Raw genomic sequence first — 17,975 nt, 5'->3', positions numbered from 1 at the left:
ATAATCTTCAGGCGGGACTTCGGTTCCGCTTTTTTGTTATAAAAAACGATTCTATTTATATAAATAAACAATAATTAAAATCAAAAAGATTGCCCTGAATCATTAAAAAAGTCCTATAATTGACTCATAATCAAGCGATTTAGAGATAAAAGTTAATTTTTGGAGTCATTTTAAATGTTTAATAAATTGTTTTTAGCGATAAGTATGAGTGCTGTTTTAGTAAGTGGAGTACAAGCGTCTCATGCGTGTGAAGTGGCACCATGTACCAATGGCTTCGATAGCGTCAATGTCTGTGAATTGCGTTCTTAAATTTTAAATCCATCTCCCTATAGAAAAAATTAAACAGCAAAAATTAAAAGAAGCCTCAGAATAAGGCTTCCCATACAATAGACGATCATGTCTTAAAGCAACATGAACAGACGTTCTAGATACAACACTGCTCCGCCCAAAAGTATACTGAGGCCGCAGAGCAAACGTAAAGAGTGCCAAGACATGAGATTACGTCCTACTGTGTTCATTTATGTTGAAAGTGCTTCTAGATAACGGCGATTCACTTCCTTCCAGTTCACAACATTAAAGAAAGCGGCAATATATTCAGGACGACGGTTCTGGTATTTCAAATAGTACGCATGTTCCCAGACATCCAGACCTAGAATCGGGGTATTGCCATGCATGAGTGGTGAGTCCTGATTGGCGCTGCTTTCTATGATAATGGTTTGATCAGGTGCCACGCTGAGCCAGGCCCATCCGCTACCAAAACGGGTCAGGGCTGCCTTGGTAAAAGCTTCTTTAAAGGCTTCAAAGCCGCTAAGCTCCTTGTCGATCGCCTGTGCAATTTCACCTTCAGGATTGCCACCTCCACTTGGACTCATTACTGTCCAGAACAGGGAATGGTTGGCATGACCGCCGCCATTATTAATCACATTATTTTTCAAATCTTCAGGGACCTGATTGGCTCTGCTCACCAGTTCTTCCACAGAAAGATCTTCCCATTCTGTGCCTTCAATACCTGCATTGATGTTGTTGATATAAGTTTGATGATGTTTGGTATGGTGGATTTCCATAGTTTTAGCATCAATATGCGGTTCCAATGCATCATAAGCATAAGGGAGTTCGGGAAGGGTATAGCTCATTTTTAATTGTCCTTAAGCGTGATTGAGTGAGTGGAATTTTCGACTAAATTTTAAAATACGCTTGAGTTGTATTAAATACAATGAGAATTATTATCATTTATGTTATGGGATGAGATTTTTATAAATAGGATGTAAATATGCGTATGAAAATGGCAAGAAGCCAAATTTGGTAACAAAAAAGCCCCGAATGATCGGGGCTATTTTTTGGTTTCAAACTTATACGTTGAAACGGAAGTGCAGAACATCACCGTCCTGAACAATATAAGTTTTACCTTCTAGACGCCATTTACCAGCTTCTTTAGCGCCAGCTTCGCCGTTGTACTGTACGAAGTCATCATAAGCAATACATTCTGCGCGGATAAAGCCTTTTTCGAAGTCAGTGTGAATGACACCAGCCGCTTGAGGCGCAGTCGCACCGACTTTAACTGTCCAGGCGCGAACTTCCTGTACACCGGCAGTGAAGTAAGTTTGCAGGCCAAGCAGTGAATAACCTGCACGGATTACTACGTTCAGACCTGGCTCTTCCATGTCCATTGCTTCCAGGAATTCGGCACGGTCTTCATCTTCAAGCAATGAAATTTCAGCTTCGATCTGGTTGCAAAGTGGAACCACGATTGCATTTTCAGCAGCTGCCAGTTCACGTACCGCATCGAGGTGCGGGTTATTTTCAAAACCGTCTTCTGCCACGTTAGCGATGTACATAGTTGGTTTAAGCGTTAACAGACCAAAGCCACGTACCAGTTTACGTTCGTCATCATCCAGATTTGCTGCACGGGCAGGTTTGCCTTCATCAAGAAGAGGTAGGATTTTTTCTAGAACTGCTTTAGTCGCGATCGCTTCTTTATCGCCACCTTTTGCAGATTTCGCTAAACGAGTCACAGCTTTAGTCACAGTTTCCAGGTCAGCCAATGCAAGCTCGGTATTAATGGTTGCGATGTCATCAAGCGGATCGATTTTACCGTTCACATGAATCACGTTTTCATCTTCGAAACAACGCACCACGTGAGCAATCGCATCTGTTTCACGGATGTTTGCCAGGAACTGGTTACCCAGACCTTCACCTTTAGATGCACCAGCGACAAGGCCCGCGATGTCCACGAATTCCATAGTTGTCGGGATCACGCGTTGTGGTTTTACGATTTCAGCAAGTTTGTCCAGGCGTGGATCTGGTACAGGCACGATACCGGTGTTTGGTTCAATCGTACAGAATGGGAAGTTTTCCGCAGCAATTGCAGCTTTGGTTAATGCATTGAAAAGCGTAGATTTACCAACGTTAGGCAGGCCTACAATACCACAATTAAAACCCATGAAATAACTCACAAAGCGTTATATAAAAATTGCCAGTGATTTTACATGAAAGCCATGACAAAGTCAGGTCATGGCTGAGGGCTTTGTTGAAAACTTATGAAATAGATGTTTTTAAATTTTACGTTTGTCAAGCTGATTCGATAGGGTATCGCCAGCAGCCTGCACCAGCATCACTACAATTACCAAGACGACAATCACTGCCAGCATGATCTGCATATCAAAGCGTTGATAACCATAACGGTAGGCTATATCTCCTAAACCACCAGCACCAATCGCACCGGCAATGGCGGATGAGTTGATCATGGTTACCAAAGTGACAGTAAAACCGGCCACAATGCCCGGTAAAGCTTCAGGTAATAGCACATGCCAGATAATCTGTTTGCGGTTACAGCCAATCGCTTGAGCCGCTTCAATCAGCCCTTGATCGACTTCACGTAAGCTCACTTCAGCAATACGCGCAAAGAAAGGAGTCGCAGCTAACGTTAACGGTACAACTGCTGCCCAGACACCATAACTGGTACCGACAATCCAGCGGGTAATTGGAATTAAAGCCACCATTAAAATCAGGAAAGGCACCGAACGGGTAATATTCACAACCCAACCCAAAGCCTGGTTAATTGGCTTGGATGGATAAATGCCATGTTCAGAGGTGCTGACTAACACAACCGCCATCGGTAAACCAATCAAAAAGGCAACGATTGCGGATACACCAACCATGATGAGGGTATCGGTGGTTCCTGTTAGTAATAAATCAATGAGTTGGTCGTGCATAGCCAATCACCTCAATCTGTGCAATGTGTTGTTTTAGTTTTTGCTGAAGTAAGTCAGTATCCAGATTTAGATCGGCAACTGCGACAATCAGGCTACCGACCAGATGATTCTGGATGCTGTCGATATGACTTTGATAGAGATGCACCGGATGCTCGAACTGTTCGAAAATCACTTTCAAATCTGGTGAATGCTGAACACTAGAGGCATAGCGCAGTTTGATAATGCTATGCGTGGTATCTGTTGTCACTTCAGGACTGATCGAAAATGGCAGTTCCAGCTGTTCCAGATTCAGCAGTTCCTGGGTAATCTGCTGCTGTGGATTGGAAAACACTGACCAGACTTCACCCGCTTCAACAATTTCACCTTTTTCAATCACGACGACTTGATCGCAGATTTCACGAATGACCTGCATTTCATGGGTGATTAGTACAATAGTGATGCCGAGTTTCTGGTTGATTTCTTTCAGTAAAGACAGCACCACTGAGGTACTTTCCGGATCCAGTGCAGAAGTGGCTTCATCACAGAGTAGAATTTCCGGGTGATGCACCAGCGCGCGGGCAATACCGACACGCTGTTTTTGGCCACCGGATAGCTGAGAAGGGTAGTTCTGAGCCTTATCGCTTAAGCCGACCAGTTGCAGCACTTCGTTTACACGCGCATCAATGTCTGATTTTTTATAATTTGCAACTTTTAAAGGCAGAGCTACATTTTCCCAGACGGTTTTGGCAGACATCAGGTTGAAGTGCTGAAAAATCATGCCAATACGCTGACGAAGCTGGATCAGTTCAGCATGGGTTAAGCCAGCCAAATCCTGCTGATGGATATGGATATGACCTTCGCTGATCTGTTCCAGACCATTTAGGGTACGTAGCAGCGAGGATTTCCCCGCACCACTTTTCCCGATAATCCCGAAGATCTTGCCTTCAGGAATATCCAGATTGATGTTTTTCAAGGCATGTACCGATTTGCCTTGTACCTCATAGTATTTATTCAGGTCACGGATTTTGATATGTGGGACGGAAAACGCCACCTGAGAACCAAAACTCACCATAGTATTCACCTTATTTCCAGCCTTCAAACCACATGCCAGTACCAAAATCCTGATCCAGAATTGCTTTGACTTTTGCAGAGCTCTGGAAGGTTTTTACAAAAGTCGCCAGTTTCTGATTTTTATCTTCGTAGTCTTTGCGTGTCACAAACAAAATGGCGTATTTTTTGTCGATTGGATCCAGGAACAGAGCATCATGCGGATCAGCCGCTTTAGCCAGTTTTAGATAATGCGGATAACCAAAGATCAGATCAGCTTCATTCAGGGTATGCGCCGTTTGTGGGCCTTCAACTTCAATAAACTGTAACTGTTTCGGATTGCTTTGAATGTCCTTAACAGTTGATAGTTCATTATTAATATCTTTGAGTTCAATCAGTTTTGCACGGTTAAGAAGGATCAAGGCACGCGCCAGATTCACAGGATCATTTGGAATCACTACACGGGCATTTTGTGGTAACTCGTCCAGCGATTTATATTTCTTAGAATATAAACCGACATGGCTACCCGTACCGGGCGCGAAACTATGTAAATCGAAGTTGGTTTCACGAATGGCATTTCTTAAGTAGACACTTTGCTGGAAAAAGTTAGCATCGATGTCGCCATTCTGTACCGCGACATTGGGTGCATGCCAATCTGAAAATTCAACCAGTTTCACGTTAATACCTTGCGGTTTCAGCTCATCTGCCACACTTTGCAATAAATCTGCATAAGATGGGCTGATGCCAATGGTCAATACATCTTCCTGTTGCTGACCCTTGGTCCAGCGGTAAGTTGCCAGACCGAGAATCAGTGCCAGGATGACACCCCCAATGATCCACTTCTTTGCATTCGAGCTTGAAGAATTGACTTGTGTCATCACTACACCTTATTTCCAGCCAGGGAACCAGAGCTTCGCACCAAAGTCAGCATCTAATGCTTCTTTTACGCGAGGTGAGTTCTGATAGATTTCAACAAATTTCTTCAGCTTGTCATTTTTGTCCTGATAGTCTTCACGTACTGCAAACAGGATTGCGTAACGGTTATCTTTATTAGAGTCAAAAATTAGGGCCTTTTCAGGATCAGCAGTTTTAGCCAGGCGCAGGTAGTGCGGATAGCCAAATGCCAGATCAACATCGTCAATGGCACGTGCGGTTTGTGGACCTTCAACTTCAACAAACTGCAGGTTCTTTGGATTTGCTGCAATATCTTTCAGGCTGGACAGGTGATTGGTAGGATCTTTTAACGTCACCAGTTTGGCCTGTTGCAATAACAGTAGCGCACGTCCCTGATTGACTGGATCGTTTGGCACTACCACTTTTGCACCGTCTTTCAGCTCATCCAGACTGTTAATTTTTTTGGAATATAAGCCGACATGAGTCGCTGCACCTTTGGCAAACGCTTTGATCCTAAAGTCGGTTTCTTTTTTGGCATTATCCAGAAATGGCTGATGCTGGAAGAAGTTGGCATCAATATCGCCATGATTCAGGGTGATATTTGGTGTATTCCAGTCCGAGAATTCGACCAGTTTGACATGGATGCCTTGCTGTTTGGCTTCTTCGGCTGCCACCTGTAAAGGTTTGGCAAAAGATGGGCTGATCCCAATCACCAGTTCATCTGAACCGGATTTCTTTTGCTGGTTCCATACCACCAGTCCGATAATGACGGCGGCAATAATCACCCCAATAATGGTGAATTTTGTTTTAGCTGTTTGTGCCATGTTGCACCTCAAAATAAATTTATGCTGATTGTTTTTGCTTTAGGTTTGTGTTGCTGGTTGAGGCGGAGCCTGGACATCGGAATTGCTGTACCGGATGCGCGCTGGATAAGCGGTCTCCTTGCTGAAACAGCTTGTGTCTGAAACTGCCTTGTTCATATTCAGTTTTATAGCGACCGCGCTGCTGTAATTCAGGAATAACGAGGCGGATAAAATTCTGATGCGATTCTGGGGCAACCGTACGGGTCAGGTTGAAGCCATCAATACCGGTTTCATCGACCAGCTGAATCAGTTTTTCTGCTACCGTTGCGCCACTACCGACAATGAGCGGATAACGTCCACCTAACACATGCTGATCTTTTAGGTCATTTGGCGTGATCTGTTGTTCCTTAAATTTATCATTAACCGTCGCGATACTATTGGTTTTCTTGTACGGGATCGGTTCATCATCCGCAAATTGCGACAGGTCAATACCCACTGAGCTGGAATAATGCGCCAAACCGGCTTCCGGGCTGGCGTAAGAGCGGTATTCATCCAGCTTTTGCTGCGCCAGTTCATCCGTTTCTGCAGTGACCACAGTAATACCGACAAAAATCTTGATCGCTTCCGGATCGCGGCCCTGCTCAGTGGCCTGACGACGGATCTGATCGACCTGCTTTTTGATCTTGTCTGGATGATCTCCGCCAATAAACATGCCTTCAGCATGCTGGGTAGCAAAAGCCATACCACGCGGTGAAGCACCCGCCTGGAACAGCACCGGCGTACGTTGAGCAGAAGGGGAAACCTGGAATACACCCTGGCTGCGATAGAACTTGCCCTGATGATTAATTTGATGGACTTTAGCTGGATCAGTAAAGATCCGCTGCTGCTTGTCTTTCAGTAATGCAGCATCTTCCCAGGAACCTTCCCAGAATTTGTAGCAGAGCTGTAAAAATTCCTCGGCCTGTTCATAACGCAGGTCATGGTCTTTCAGGCCATTTTCACCAATCAGGCGCTGTGCACTGTCCAGATAACCGGTGACAATATTCCAGCCGATACGGCCATTGGACAGGTGATCCAGAGTGGCAAAGCGGCGGGCAAACTGATACGGGGATTCATAACTAAGATTGACGGTTACGCCAAAACCGAGATGCTGGGTTACGGCTGCCATGGCTGATACCAGGGTGCTAGGATCGTGGCTTGGTAATTGAATCGACTCTCTTAATGTCAGGTCAATTCCATTCTGATAGACGTCATAGACCCCCGTAATGTCGGCAATAAACAGACCATCAAACAGGCCTTTTTCCAGCGTTTTCGCCAGATCAGTCCAGTAGCTCAGCTCATGAAAACGATGTGACTCATCCCGTGGATGCGTCCATAAGCCATGATTGATATGCCCCACACAGTTCATATCAAAGGCGTTCAGCAAGATTTTTTTTGCTTTTGGATTAGTCGTTGTAATTGTCATTACAATGTCCCTCGGCGTGGAGGCAGAACACCATTCAACAAATAATTGGCAATGAAATAATATTTCCAGCGTGAGGCATCATGCAGGGTATGCACGCGGGCATTGCGCCAGAAACGATCCAATCCATCTTCACGCTGGCTGCCGCGGCTGCCGGCCAGTTCAATCAGTTTGGATGATGCTTTTAAGGCGGTTTCACTACTGTGTGCACGGGCCTTAGCTACATCTAGAGAGGCTTTGGCAATGCTAGTTTCAGTAGGATCTGCTTTGGCTGCATCAACAGAGCGTGCTGCCTGTTTAAGTAACACTTCTGAAGCACGCACATCAGCGACCACGCGGCCCAGTTCAAATTTGGTTAGCGGATCATCGGTCGCTTTGTCTACGCCAGAATCAATCCACGGACGTGCCTGACGTACACGGTTTAAGGTTTCTTCAAACGCCGCACGAGCAATCCCGGTTTCAATGGACGCATGTAGTAATTGCGCAAAAGGACCGGAAATGGTTGGACGAGAATAGGCGACATCAAAGCGCACCACATCTTCTTCAAGCACTTGCACATTGTCGAATTTTACTGTTCCGCTGCCGGTGGTGCGCTGACCAAAACCACTCCAGTCATCAATCAGGGTCAGACCTTCACTATCACGTGGTACAAAGGCCAGGAATTGCTGTTCGTTTTCATCTACCACTAGAGTCGGAATGCGATGTGCGAACAGGCTACCGGTGCAATAGAATTTTTCTCCATTAATCACATAGCCTTGTTCAGTCTTACGAATAGCAGTCTGACGCTGTGCAGCAGTTTTGGTCTTGTACTCAGCTAAAGCATTACCAAAACGGGCACCTTTGAGCACTTCAGCATAAAGTTTCTGTTTTTGTTCCTCAGTGCCGTTATTACGCAGAATTTCCAGACCATAAAAATGGTTCTGCGGAATCTGACCGATTGATCCATCCACACCGCTCATTAGGGCAATGACTTGTGCCACCGTATAGCTAGACACTTCTGCACCACCATATTCTTTAGGTACAGTAATCGCCCAGAGTCCGGACTGGCTATAAGCCTCGATTTCTCCGAAAGGCAGAATACGTTCGGCATCACGTTGTACTGAATTAATCTTGAACTGCTCTGCCAGATTATGGGCAATTTCTAGTGCTTCTTCATCAGATTTGATGATGTGCGCATGTGCCAGCTGTTCTGACTGCAATGGACTAATGTTTTGAAATGAAGTCATGGCAAATATCCTTAAATCCAGGCGTGGCGGGCAGGGAGTTTATGATTTAGGTAATAATCTCCAAGTGCATGCAGCTTCCAGCGGATCGGGTCATGCAAGGTATGCACACGGGCATTACGCCAATGCTGATCCAGATTGTGCTGACTGAGGCTGGAGCGACTTCCACCCAATTCCAGTAATTTTTCCGAGATATGTAGCGCAGCATCGTTGGCATAGACCTTGGCTTCAGCCACTAGAATTGAGGCTTTGGCTGCCTGCTCATCAGTCACAGATTCCAGCTGATCCAGTTCATCCAGATATTCAGCGGCTTCATCCAGCAGTAAAATCGCGGCATCGAGCAGCACAGAAGATTTGCCAACTTCCTGCAGGGTATAATGTTCTAAGCTGGCTTTTTCGACTTGAGCATCGACAATTGGACGTGCTTTTTGTACGGCAGTCAGCGTATCGGCAAAAGCAGCTTCGGCAATGCCGACATCAATCGCGACCTGCATCAATTGGGAATAGGCACCGCGGTAGCTTGGTTGATTTCCTAACAGACGCTCATCAAAAATCAATAGCGGATCAACTTCGACATGCTGAAGTTTGACGGTACCACTCGAAGTCGTGCGTTGACCAAAGCCATTCCAATTGTCGATCACTTCCACACCTTCAGCATTGCGGTCGACAATGGTTAGTACTACATGGCCTTCTGGATGAATCGCTTTAATCGCTAACCAGTGCGCGAAGCTACTACCAGTTGAATAGAATTTCTCGCCATCCACAAAATAGCGGCCATTTTCAAATGTTAAAGTGGTGGCAAGCGTCTTGGTATCTTTGGTATTGCGCTCTGGACCGCCATTCGCCAGACGCTTACCTTTTAGAATTTCGTTATAAATAAACTGTTTTTGTTCTTCGGTACCCATGATCTCGATCATGTTGAGTAATGCGATCTGGTTCTGCGGAATTTGCCCGACACTTGAGTCAGCCTTATTAATAATCCGGAATACATGAGCCAGGGTTTTATTGGCAACAAATGCACCGCCGTACTGTTTCGGAATGCGCATGCCGCCCAGGCCTTTCTGGCTGAACAGGTCAATCTCAGCAAAAGGTAACAGACGTTGCTGATCACGCTGATTACGGCCTTCCAGGGCAAAATCTGCAACCTGATAAGCAGCATTAATCGCGTCAAGATCATTTTCGATGATATGAACTTTTTCAGAAGTTAAACGAGACATAATGAAATCCTAAATCGATGCCAAAAAAAGTTACAGCGAAAGCTTTATGTAATTAAGCAATTGCTTTTGCAAAGCTTATGAAAAAAGCTATTTAGGACAAAAACTGCTAGATTTTTATAAATTTGGAATATAGTAACTGATTAAAATAAAATAGGTTTTTAATAAATCCTTAATTTTAGAAGATGAGTTTAAAGCGATGCATATCTGCTTTATAGATAATCAAGACAAAAAAATGTATAAAAATACTCATCGTCGTGTTGAATAAGCAACATCTTTATTTTGAATAAAAAGTTCATTGTATTTCCAGTCTGGGATGACTAAAGTATCCGACTAAATTAGATGGTTTTAATGCGATCTGACCTAAAAACAAGCATGGAGAATTTATGCGCATCTTATACCAGTTTCCACTTTCTCATTTTTGTGAAAAAGCACGCTGGATGCTGGATTACAAAGAGCTGGAATATGTTGCGCACAACCTCATGCCGGGTGCCCATCGTGCCTTTGCCCGCCTGAAAACCGGACAAAACCGTTTACCGATTCTGCGCGATCGGGAACAGTGGATTGCGGACTCGACCAAAATCGCTCTATATCTGGATGAGCAATATCCTGAACACCGTCTGCTACCTGCAGAAGCAAGCTTGCGCCAGCAGGCATTAGATATTGATGAAATCACCCAGGAATTAGGCCGCCATGTGCGTCGCTGGATGCTGGCTCAGGCTTTATCGCATGACCATGAATCGATGGATATTCTGATTGGAGAAAAAGGCTATCTGCGCCAGTTTGAAAAATTCTCCAAGCCATTGCTAAAAACCATTTTGACCAAGGGTTATGCCTTGACTGAAGAAACACTGGAACAGTCCAAACAATTTATCAAGGATTCGGTTGAGCAGCTTAATCAGATCCGTGTGGAAAAAGAAGGACCTTATCTCGTCGGTTCGCGTTTCTCTCTGGCCGATATTGCTGTCTGTTCGATTCTGGCCCCTCTTTTGGCTATTCCGGGAACGCCGTGGGAGAGGGAAAGCTTTGAATCGATGTCGGATGAATACCGGGAATATCAAAGTCATCTGGCTGAGTTGCCATTAGGGCAATATATTCAAAAGATGTATCGTAATGAGCGCAATGCCCGTGTTGATTGGCGCGGTGTATAAAATTTTAAAAGTAAAAAAACGCGCATAAAGCGCGTTTTTTTATGAGATTAGAATTAACCCCAAGGGCTGGTTTGATCAATCTCACTTGGTTTACTGAAGCCACTGAGCAATGAGCTAAAGTCAAACTTCGGCAGGGAACTACCACTTGAGAGATTGGTAATGGTCTCTTTAATGGTTGGGAGGATTTCAGTAATGCTGATATTCGTAGCCGTATCAGTATTACTAATGCCGGAAATCAATTCGCTAAGATCAGGCAGTCGTAGGGACGAGTTGTTACCGACTAAATTGCCAAGACTATCCGTGAATGCATCCAAACCTAAACCCTCTAAGCTTGGCACGCCAGAACCGAGTGACCCGAGCAGGTCGCCAATTTCAGGAAACTGAACACCATCCAGAAGATCCGAGAATTGACCTTCGCTATCAATCAGCGCAATCACTGGTTTTAGTGCTGTAATCACATTGTTGAGGTCGCTGGATAAGGTGAGCAGTAATGGGTTATTCACAAAATCCAGCACCACTTGTACGCCATTCAAGACATCGTAAAGAGAATTCACGATTTCTGCCTGATCAGCGTCAAGAACGTCACTATTCGCTAATAGATTCAACAGTGGATTGATGCCTTTTAGTACATCCGCGATGGTGTCTGGCACATTACCTGAACCTGCAGAACTGATTGCAGATACCAATGTAGTCACACTACCAACCACTGTTGGTAAAACTTGGGTAAGTTGATCCATATCAATGGATGAGTTACCTGTATCAATCGATGCAAGCAGTGGCATCAGGCTTTGCGTTACAGTTTGCGCAATGGTGCCCGTATCGATATTGCCTGAATTGCTGATTAGACCACTGAGCAAATTGGTAATAGCACCGATATCAAGGTCACTGCTTGCATTGCTCATTAGGTTACTGGCTAACAGATTGACTGAACTGGTATCTAAACTACCTGTTGAGCCACCGATCAATCCGCTGATCAAGTCAACAATTGCACCGATGTCGAGATCACTAGCGGCATTGCCACTGATAAGACCAACGACTAGGTTGGCAATTTTACCAATATCAACATCGCCAAGTCCGCCAGAACCACCAATTAAACCACTAACCAGTTCAGCAATTTGTGCGATATCAATATCACCACCTTGAATGAGACCACTGACGATACCGACGATGGCACCAATGTCTGTTCCACCAAGACCACCAGTACCTCCAATCAGGCCACTCAGCAGTTGAGTGATTTGGGTAAGATCAAGGTCGCCACCTTGCAATAAGTTGCCAGCCAGTTCAGCAATTTTACTAAGATCTAGATTACCAGTACTGCCACCCATCAATCCACTGACCAATTTGATAACTGCATTTAAATCCAGGGTTGATGTATTACCACCCATTAAACTGCCAAGCAGATTGCTGATTGAACCTATGTCAAAACCGCCACCATTGGCTTTCGTTAATTGGCTAATTAAACTGTTGATATCAAGTTTAGAAGCATTTGAGCCTGTAAATTGGCTAATTAAATCAGTGAGGGAACTGGAATTTAAACTTTTGCCAGAAAGCAGGCTGTTTAAGAGAGAATCTAGGGAAGGGGTAGAGGGGGTAGAACCTGTAATAGAACCAATAATGCCAGAAAGACTGCCACCCAATAAACCACCAAGTAAACTCGTATTTTGTGTCTCTGTCGTGAGCACTGGACTGAGTTTAGTTTTAATTGAACTAAGAATACTAAAAGCCATAACCGTTCCTTGCGAATTTTTATCTTGTTATGTTTGTTGTGTGTTTTAGATAAAACGCTCAATTCTTATTCAATTTCTATACAAGTGTAAATCTAAGTTGGATTAATCGTGCTTTGAAAATCCAGTTATCAGCGTCATAGTATTTATTCATAAATAGTTTAGTGATAAATAAGAATGATTTACTTAAAAGCGTCGCTTATCGAAAATTTGTTTTATACGACGAATGACCATAAGCATGACTTAAACTGGTCATTGAGAGGGGTCTGGCATTTTTTTTCAAATAACTGGTAATTTATGAAAAATTTATCAATACTATCAGCAAAACAATGATGTATTTGAATAAAATGGTAAGAGATTAAAGATGGAATTAGATCGTTTTGATAAGCACATTCTTGAAATTTTGACCCATGAAGATGTCAATCTGAATGAACTCTCGGAGAGAGTAAATTTATCTGTGAGTTCGGTACACCGCAGGATCAAGCATTTGATCGATCATAATATTATCAGTGGCTTGAAGCGCGAGATTAATTATCAAAAATTGGGCTTTAGCCTGCATGTGCTGTTGCAGGTTTCCTTAAGCAAGCATGATAGCGATACTTTTGCCAAATTTTTAGAAGAATTAGAAAATATTCCGGAAGTCATTAACGCTTTCCTGGTGACAGGACAGTCTGCGGATTTTATTGTCGAAGTTGTGGCACGTGATATGGAAAATTATAGTCAGATTCTATTAAGCCGAATCGGCAAGATCGAGCATGTCGTAGCACTGCATTCTAGCTTTGTGATCAAGGAATATAATGTTTTTAACTGTAGTGGTCTTTTAAATAAGGTTTAAAATTCCAGGCTTTTTAGCGCATATAAAAAACGCACCCGAAGGTGCGTTTTAATCTCATAGAAGATTAGGCATCGAGTTGCGCTAAAACTTCATCAGAGAATTCAACGTTGGTATAAACGTTTTGAACATCATCCAGATCTTCAAGCATATCAATCATTTTCATGATTTTTTTCGCTTGGTCGATATCTGTGATTTCAGCTTTGGTAGATGGGCTCATCACCACTTCAGCGTTATCAGATTTTAAACCTGCAGCAGCTAAAGCATCTTGTACTGTACCGAAGCTTTCAGGCGTAGTGATCACCAGGATTTCATCTTCATCCACTTCAATGTCTTCAGCACCCGCTTCAAGTGCTACTTCCATGATTTGATCTTCTAAAGACACATCTTCAAAAGTAATTTCGCCACGTTTAGTGAATAGGAAGGATACTGAACCGTTGGTACCGAGGTTACCATCAGTTTTAGTAAAGCAGTGACGTACATCAGGAACCGTACGGTTCAGGTTATCTGTCATGGTTTCAACAATAACCGCAACGCCGCCTACGCCATAACCTTCATATGTTACTTCTTTAAGATCGTCGTTATCTTCACCACCGGCACCACGCTGAATCGCGCGATTGATCACATCACGTGTCATGTTTACAGATAATGCTTTTTCTACAACAGCACGTAGACGAGGATTACTACCCGCATCAGCGCCACCGAGTTTAGCAGCAGTTGTTAATTCACGAATGTACTTGGTAAACAACTTACCACGACTGGCATCTTGTTTTGCTTTACGATGCTTAATATTGGCCCACTTGGAATGACCCGCCATGCGAAATATGCTCCTTGTAGATTGGCTGTATGCCTATCGAATTGCGCCGATTCTACCATAAGCTCTTTTTTTGAAAAAAGAGTCTGGATTTGAGATTTAATGATAATGCCAAAAAAATAGGCAATAAAATAGAAAGGCAAAGCAATAAATGTAAATAAAAACTTAAGAAAATACCTAAATAAGAAAAGGGCAGAAGAAACATTATTCTCAAGCCCTTTTATGGAGTGTTTATTCCGGGATAATAATATCCAGACCAACATTCTCTTTATAGAGCCGCTTGATTAAAGCCAGATCATGTGCAAGATCAGTAGGATAAATTTTGCCAAAAATCCCGCCTTGCTTGGTCTTGGAATTGGCATACATAAGCACAATTGGCACATTGGCCGCTTTGGCAATATGCCAGAAACCGGTACGGATCGGTTTGCGCGCTTCACCACTTTTGGCACGGGTGGCTTCAGGTGCTATCACCAGATTGAATTTTTCATTATTCTGAAAATGTTCAACCATTACGCTGACAATATCTTTATTGGCTTTACGGTCGACCGCGATACCACCCATGGCTTCCAAAATTGGTTTCATTGGGCCTTTGAACAGTTCTTTCTTGATCAGGGTATGAATTTTGATGTCATACATTTTAAAGAGTGCCAAAGATAGAACTGCATCCATCATGGATGTATGTTCAAATCCGACAATGACCTGTTTATCTTCGAGTACATCGGGTTCGACATGATATTGCCAACCGGCAAGTTTAAATGCAGATTCGCCAATAAATTTGTTTAGCATAAGTAGAAAGAAATAAGAGCTAACGGTATGAACTGCATAATTTCTTCCTGTTCTTATTCACAGTCAATAGGCTTTATTTCAAATTCATTAATAATATGAAAAATCCAAGATCAAAAAAGTATATTCAATAGTTTTTTAAGACCTGAAAGATATCAATAAGTACTTAATAATCCTTATGATATATCATCTTATATAAAATAAGTCTTAAAGTGATGAAAAAATGACTATCCAGCACAAATTTTAGTTATTAGACTTTTGTCGAAGAAAAGAAGAAATTGTGTCTTTTCTATTTTCTGGTCATTTTCTCTCTGAGATTGAAACCTATGACGTATATTACAGCTTTCATGTTCTCAATGCTTCTGTTAGCACTGGTTATTGTATGGTCTTTAATCGAAATCTATATGGATTTGCGTAAAGACGAGAAATTGGAATCGGAATTTTAGTCTTTATAAATTTTTAAAGAATATCTTCTGTGATTATATTTCTATACATAATAGTTGGTATTTTTATTGATTATGGTTGTATTGAGACGTAAAAGCGATCAATTTATTGATTTGATATTCGAATAATTAGCGTAGCTCTCTTTATTTTAGATAGAAAATATAGATGTCATATGAGGCTTTTGCTAGCTCAAATTAGACTGAAGTCTTAAATCCTAAACAGAACAATTATTAAAGAGAAAAAATGGTTGCTGGCTAAGTGTGCAAGCAGCAAGAAAAGTACTTGTTTTTTGATCTAATCTTGGCTAGTATTCAATGCGCCTGAACTAGTTGAAATATAACAAATTCAGTCTATATAGGGCCTATAGCTCAGTTGGTTAGAGCAGCGGACTCATAATCCGTTGGTCCACAGTTCGAGTCTGTGTGGGCCCACCAAATACATCAAGCATCTAGGAGCAATACTCTTAGGTGCTTTTTTATTTTTTGAATTCATTTAGGCACTATCTATCTTCAAAAATAACTAAAATTTCAATCTCTTATCATAAGGTAGGCTTTTAGTAGGTGGGATTCTTTTATCGTTCATTGAATACTTAAATCACGGTGAGGGTCACCGATAATAAGATGAATGGTAGAAGGAATCGAACCATGGCTTTTAAGAATATTGCAGATCAAACAAACGGTTTTTATATCCCTTGTGTTTCACTTTTCGGTCCAGGCTGTGCCAAAGAAATTGGCGTTAAAGCACAAAATTTAGGTGCCAAGAAAGCTCTGATTGTGACCGATGAAGGCTTATACAAATTTGGTGTCGCAGATACCATCGCAAATTATTTAAAAGAGGCTGGTGTTGACAGCCATATCTTCCCAGGTGCAGAACCAAACCCAACAGATATTAACGTTCATAATGGCGTACAAGTCTACAATGACAACGGCTGCGATTTTATTGTATCACTCGGTGGCGGTTCTTCACATGACTGTGCCAAAGGTATTGGCCTGGTGACTGCCGGTGGTGGTCATATCCGCGACTATGAAGGTATTGATAAAAGTACTGTGCCTATGACACCGCTTATTGCAGTCAATACCACAGCGGGTACAGCGTCGGAAATGACACGCTTCTGTATCATTACCAATACTGATACCCATGTCAAAATGGCAATTGTGGATTGGCGTTGTACACCATTGATCGCGATCGATGATCCTAAATTGATGATTGCCAAGCCAGCGGGCTTAACTGCCGCGACTGGTATGGATGCCTTAACCCATGCGGTAGAAGCGTATGTTTCTACGGCAGCCAATCCGATTACGGATGCCTGTGCAGAAAAGGCCATTACCATGATCAGTGAATGGCTGAGTCAGGCAGTAGCAAATGGTGAAAATATTGAAGCACGTGATGCTATGAGCTATGCACAGTATCTGGCAGGCATGGCATTCAACAATGCATCACTCGGATATGTGCATGCGATGGCACACCAGCTGGGTGGTTTCTATAACCTGCCACATGGTGTATGTAATGCGATTTTGCTACCGCACGTATGCGAATTTAACCTGATTGCCTGTCCGGATCGCTATGCAAAAATTGCCCAGTTGATGGGTGTAAATACTGAAGGATTAACTGTGACTGAAGCAGCTTATGCAGCGATTGATGCCATTCGCCAGCTTTCAGCTTCAATTGGAATTCCATCTGGTCTGAAAGGCTTAGGGGTTAAAGAGGAAGACCTTGCCATTATGGCAGAAAATGCGCAAAAGGATGCCTGTATGCTGACCAACCCGCGTAAGGCTAGCCATGCACAAGTCGTAGAGATTTTTAAAGCGGCGCTGTAAGCCTCTATGTAAGTCGATTCTCTCCACTCGGCAGACTTACATTTTATGCAACCCTGTTCGCACTTCTTAGTGAAGTGCGCCAAGATAAACGTATCCCCATGCGATATTCTTGGCTGATCCTTACACCCTTGATAAGGATATAGAGCAGGCGTTGCTCTTTTTTTTTGCCTAAATTTTTGCTTTCAAAAAATATATTTGGGCAGTTAATTCATCAGGGTATAGCTTATTAAAATTAACTGAATGAACTCGATAATAATAAAATACTGGAATGAGCAGAGTATTGCTAAAAGCTTATTCGTAGCATGAGCTAAATCAATAGACCTCTTTCATAAATCATTTTTTGCTCAGTTCCAAGTTGTAGATTCCAGCAATTAGATTGAATCTTAATGCTAGTCTTTTGCCTCGATTGCGATATCGCTCAGCAAGGATTTTGAAGGTTTTCAAACTGCCAAATACATGCTCAATTCCGATTCTTCTTTTATTGATTTCTTGATTATAGATTTTCAATTCAGGATCCAATTTACAGTGTCTTTTGGCTTTTAATAGCAACAGGCTATTCGGATACAACACATAAAT

16 protein-coding genes and 1 tRNA gene are annotated in these 17,975 nt (G+C 42.8%); 4 read left to right on the top strand and 13 right to left on the bottom strand.

The features are described 5' to 3' along the window. Positions 1-518: 518 nt before the first annotated feature. The 9 genes from FTV31_RS13740 to FTV31_RS13700 form a co-directional block, all read right to left on the bottom strand. Entirely contained in the window at positions 519-1,133 is a 615-nt protein-coding gene (locus FTV31_RS13740) for a superoxide dismutase (RefSeq protein WP_180015367.1), read from the bottom strand. A 216-nt stretch (positions 1,134-1,349) separates the two neighbouring features. Then, positions 1,350-2,441 (bottom strand): redox-regulated ATPase YchF, encoded by a 1,092-nt coding sequence (gene ychF, locus FTV31_RS13735; protein ID WP_180015366.1) that lies wholly within the window; start codon positions 2,439-2,441, stop codon positions 1,350-1,352. A 111-nt stretch (positions 2,442-2,552) separates the two neighbouring features. Continuing rightward, entirely contained in the window at positions 2,553-3,212 is a 660-nt protein-coding gene (locus tag FTV31_RS13730) for a methionine ABC transporter permease (RefSeq protein WP_180015364.1), read from the bottom strand. Next, the gene (locus FTV31_RS13725) at positions 3,193-4,263 is read right to left on the bottom strand and encodes a methionine ABC transporter ATP-binding protein (RefSeq protein ID WP_180015385.1); all 1,071 of its coding nucleotides are present in this window, start codon (positions 4,261-4,263) and stop codon (positions 3,193-3,195) included. Before FTV31_RS13725 ends, FTV31_RS13730 begins: the two co-directional genes overlap by 20 nt. Positions 4,264-4,273: 10 nt before the next feature. After that, positions 4,274-5,116 carry a MetQ/NlpA family ABC transporter substrate-binding protein gene (locus FTV31_RS13720; protein WP_180015362.1) on the bottom strand — a complete coding sequence of 281 codons (843 nt, stop codon included), beginning with the start codon at positions 5,114-5,116 and terminating at the stop codon, positions 4,274-4,276. A 9-nt stretch (positions 5,117-5,125) separates the two neighbouring features. Then, a complete protein-coding gene (locus FTV31_RS13715) occupies positions 5,126-5,956 on the bottom strand; it encodes a MetQ/NlpA family ABC transporter substrate-binding protein (protein WP_180015359.1) in 831 nt (276 codons plus the stop codon). Between the two features lie 19 nt (positions 5,957-5,975). Continuing rightward, positions 5,976-7,400: an LLM class flavin-dependent oxidoreductase gene (locus FTV31_RS13710; RefSeq protein ID WP_180015358.1), complete on the bottom strand. Its 1,425-nt coding sequence runs from the start codon at positions 7,398-7,400 to the stop codon at positions 5,976-5,978. Further along, on the bottom strand, positions 7,400-8,623 hold the full coding sequence (locus FTV31_RS13705; RefSeq protein WP_180015356.1) for an SfnB family sulfur acquisition oxidoreductase: 1,224 nt from the start codon (positions 8,621-8,623) through the stop codon (positions 7,400-7,402). The genes FTV31_RS13710 and FTV31_RS13705 overlap by 1 nt, the downstream gene beginning before the upstream one ends. Positions 8,624-8,634: 11 nt before the next feature. Beyond that, on the bottom strand, positions 8,635-9,837 hold the full coding sequence (locus FTV31_RS13700; protein ID WP_179993086.1) for an SfnB family sulfur acquisition oxidoreductase: 1,203 nt from the start codon (positions 9,835-9,837) through the stop codon (positions 8,635-8,637). A gap of 383 nt (positions 9,838-10,220) precedes the next feature. Between FTV31_RS13700 and FTV31_RS13695 the strand changes: the two genes are divergently transcribed. Further along, complete coding sequence (locus tag FTV31_RS13695; RefSeq protein WP_180015353.1) at positions 10,221-10,985, top strand: glutathione S-transferase family protein; 765 nt, start codon at positions 10,221-10,223, stop codon at positions 10,983-10,985. Positions 10,986-11,038: 53 nt separating this feature from the next. Here the strand turns inward: FTV31_RS13695 and FTV31_RS13690 are convergent, their stop codons facing one another. Then, positions 11,039-12,712, bottom strand: coding sequence for a hypothetical protein (locus FTV31_RS13690; protein ID WP_180015352.1), 1,674 nt, complete (start codon positions 12,710-12,712; stop codon positions 11,039-11,041). A gap of 361 nt (positions 12,713-13,073) precedes the next feature. On the opposite strand from FTV31_RS13690, the gene FTV31_RS13685 reads away from it, so the two are divergent. Continuing rightward, positions 13,074-13,544, top strand: coding sequence for an Lrp/AsnC family transcriptional regulator (locus FTV31_RS13685; RefSeq protein WP_004784091.1), 471 nt, complete (start codon positions 13,074-13,076; stop codon positions 13,542-13,544). Positions 13,545-13,608: 64 nt separating this feature from the next. Here the strand turns inward: FTV31_RS13685 and FTV31_RS13680 are convergent, their stop codons facing one another. Next, on the bottom strand, positions 13,609-14,358 hold the full coding sequence (locus FTV31_RS13680) for a YebC/PmpR family DNA-binding transcriptional regulator (RefSeq protein WP_004784089.1): 750 nt from the start codon (positions 14,356-14,358) through the stop codon (positions 13,609-13,611). A gap of 228 nt (positions 14,359-14,586) precedes the next feature. Further along, positions 14,587-15,141: a 1-acyl-sn-glycerol-3-phosphate acyltransferase gene (locus FTV31_RS13675; RefSeq protein ID WP_180015350.1), complete on the bottom strand. Its 555-nt coding sequence runs from the start codon at positions 15,139-15,141 to the stop codon at positions 14,587-14,589. A gap of 798 nt (positions 15,142-15,939) precedes the next feature. Here FTV31_RS13675 and FTV31_RS13670 point away from each other — a divergent pair. After that, a tRNA-Ile gene (locus FTV31_RS13670) sits at positions 15,940-16,016 on the top strand. 210 nt (positions 16,017-16,226) lie between these two features. After that, positions 16,227-17,399 (top strand): iron-containing alcohol dehydrogenase, encoded by a 1,173-nt coding sequence (locus FTV31_RS13665; RefSeq protein WP_159123263.1) that lies wholly within the window; start codon positions 16,227-16,229, stop codon positions 17,397-17,399. Between the two features lie 333 nt (positions 17,400-17,732). On the opposite strand, the gene FTV31_RS13660 is transcribed toward FTV31_RS13665, so the two are convergent. Next, a partial coding sequence (locus tag FTV31_RS13660; protein ID WP_218948737.1) for a transposase family protein occupies positions 17,733-17,975 on the bottom strand: 243 nt, incomplete at its 5' end.

The organism is Acinetobacter sp. YH16031 (assembly GCF_013417335.1).
GTDB lineage: Bacteria > Pseudomonadota > Gammaproteobacteria > Pseudomonadales > Moraxellaceae > Acinetobacter.
The sequence above is the reverse complement of the archived record's forward strand: the minus strand, read 5'-3'. Positions and strand labels throughout refer to the sequence as shown.

Bases quoted from the DNA above. Each gene is read 5' to 3' on its own strand.
- FTV31_RS13740 (WP_180015367.1), bottom strand. From the start codon at position 1,133: ATGAGCTATACCCTTCCCGAACTCCCTTATGCTTATGATGCATTGGAA.
- ychF (WP_180015366.1), bottom strand. From the start codon at position 2,441: ATGGGTTTTAATTGTGGTATTGTAGGCCTGCCTAACGTTGGTAAATCT.
- FTV31_RS13730 (WP_180015364.1), bottom strand. From the start codon at position 3,212: ATGCACGACCAACTCATTGATTTATTACTAACAGGAACCACCGATACC.
- FTV31_RS13725 (WP_180015385.1), bottom strand. From the start codon at position 4,263: ATGGTGAGTTTTGGTTCTCAGGTGGCGTTTTCCGTCCCACATATCAAA.
- FTV31_RS13720 (WP_180015362.1), bottom strand. From the start codon at position 5,116: ATGACACAAGTCAATTCTTCAAGCTCGAATGCAAAGAAGTGGATCATT.
- FTV31_RS13715 (WP_180015359.1), bottom strand. From the start codon at position 5,956: ATGGCACAAACAGCTAAAACAAAATTCACCATTATTGGGGTGATTATT.
- FTV31_RS13710 (WP_180015358.1), bottom strand. From the start codon at position 7,400: ATGACAATTACAACGACTAATCCAAAAGCAAAAAAAATCTTGCTGAAC.
- FTV31_RS13705 (WP_180015356.1), bottom strand. From the start codon at position 8,623: ATGACTTCATTTCAAAACATTAGTCCATTGCAGTCAGAACAGCTGGCA.
- FTV31_RS13700 (WP_179993086.1), bottom strand. From the start codon at position 9,837: ATGTCTCGTTTAACTTCTGAAAAAGTTCATATCATCGAAAATGATCTT.
- FTV31_RS13695 (WP_180015353.1), top strand. From the start codon at position 10,221: ATGCGCATCTTATACCAGTTTCCACTTTCTCATTTTTGTGAAAAAGCA.
- FTV31_RS13690 (WP_180015352.1), bottom strand. From the start codon at position 12,712: ATGGCTTTTAGTATTCTTAGTTCAATTAAAACTAAACTCAGTCCAGTG.
- FTV31_RS13685 (WP_004784091.1), top strand. From the start codon at position 13,074: ATGGAATTAGATCGTTTTGATAAGCACATTCTTGAAATTTTGACCCAT.
- FTV31_RS13680 (WP_004784089.1), bottom strand. From the start codon at position 14,358: ATGGCGGGTCATTCCAAGTGGGCCAATATTAAGCATCGTAAAGCAAAA.
- FTV31_RS13675 (WP_180015350.1), bottom strand. From the start codon at position 15,141: ATGCTAAACAAATTTATTGGCGAATCTGCATTTAAACTTGCCGGTTGG.
- FTV31_RS13665 (WP_159123263.1), top strand. From the start codon at position 16,227: ATGGCTTTTAAGAATATTGCAGATCAAACAAACGGTTTTTATATCCCT.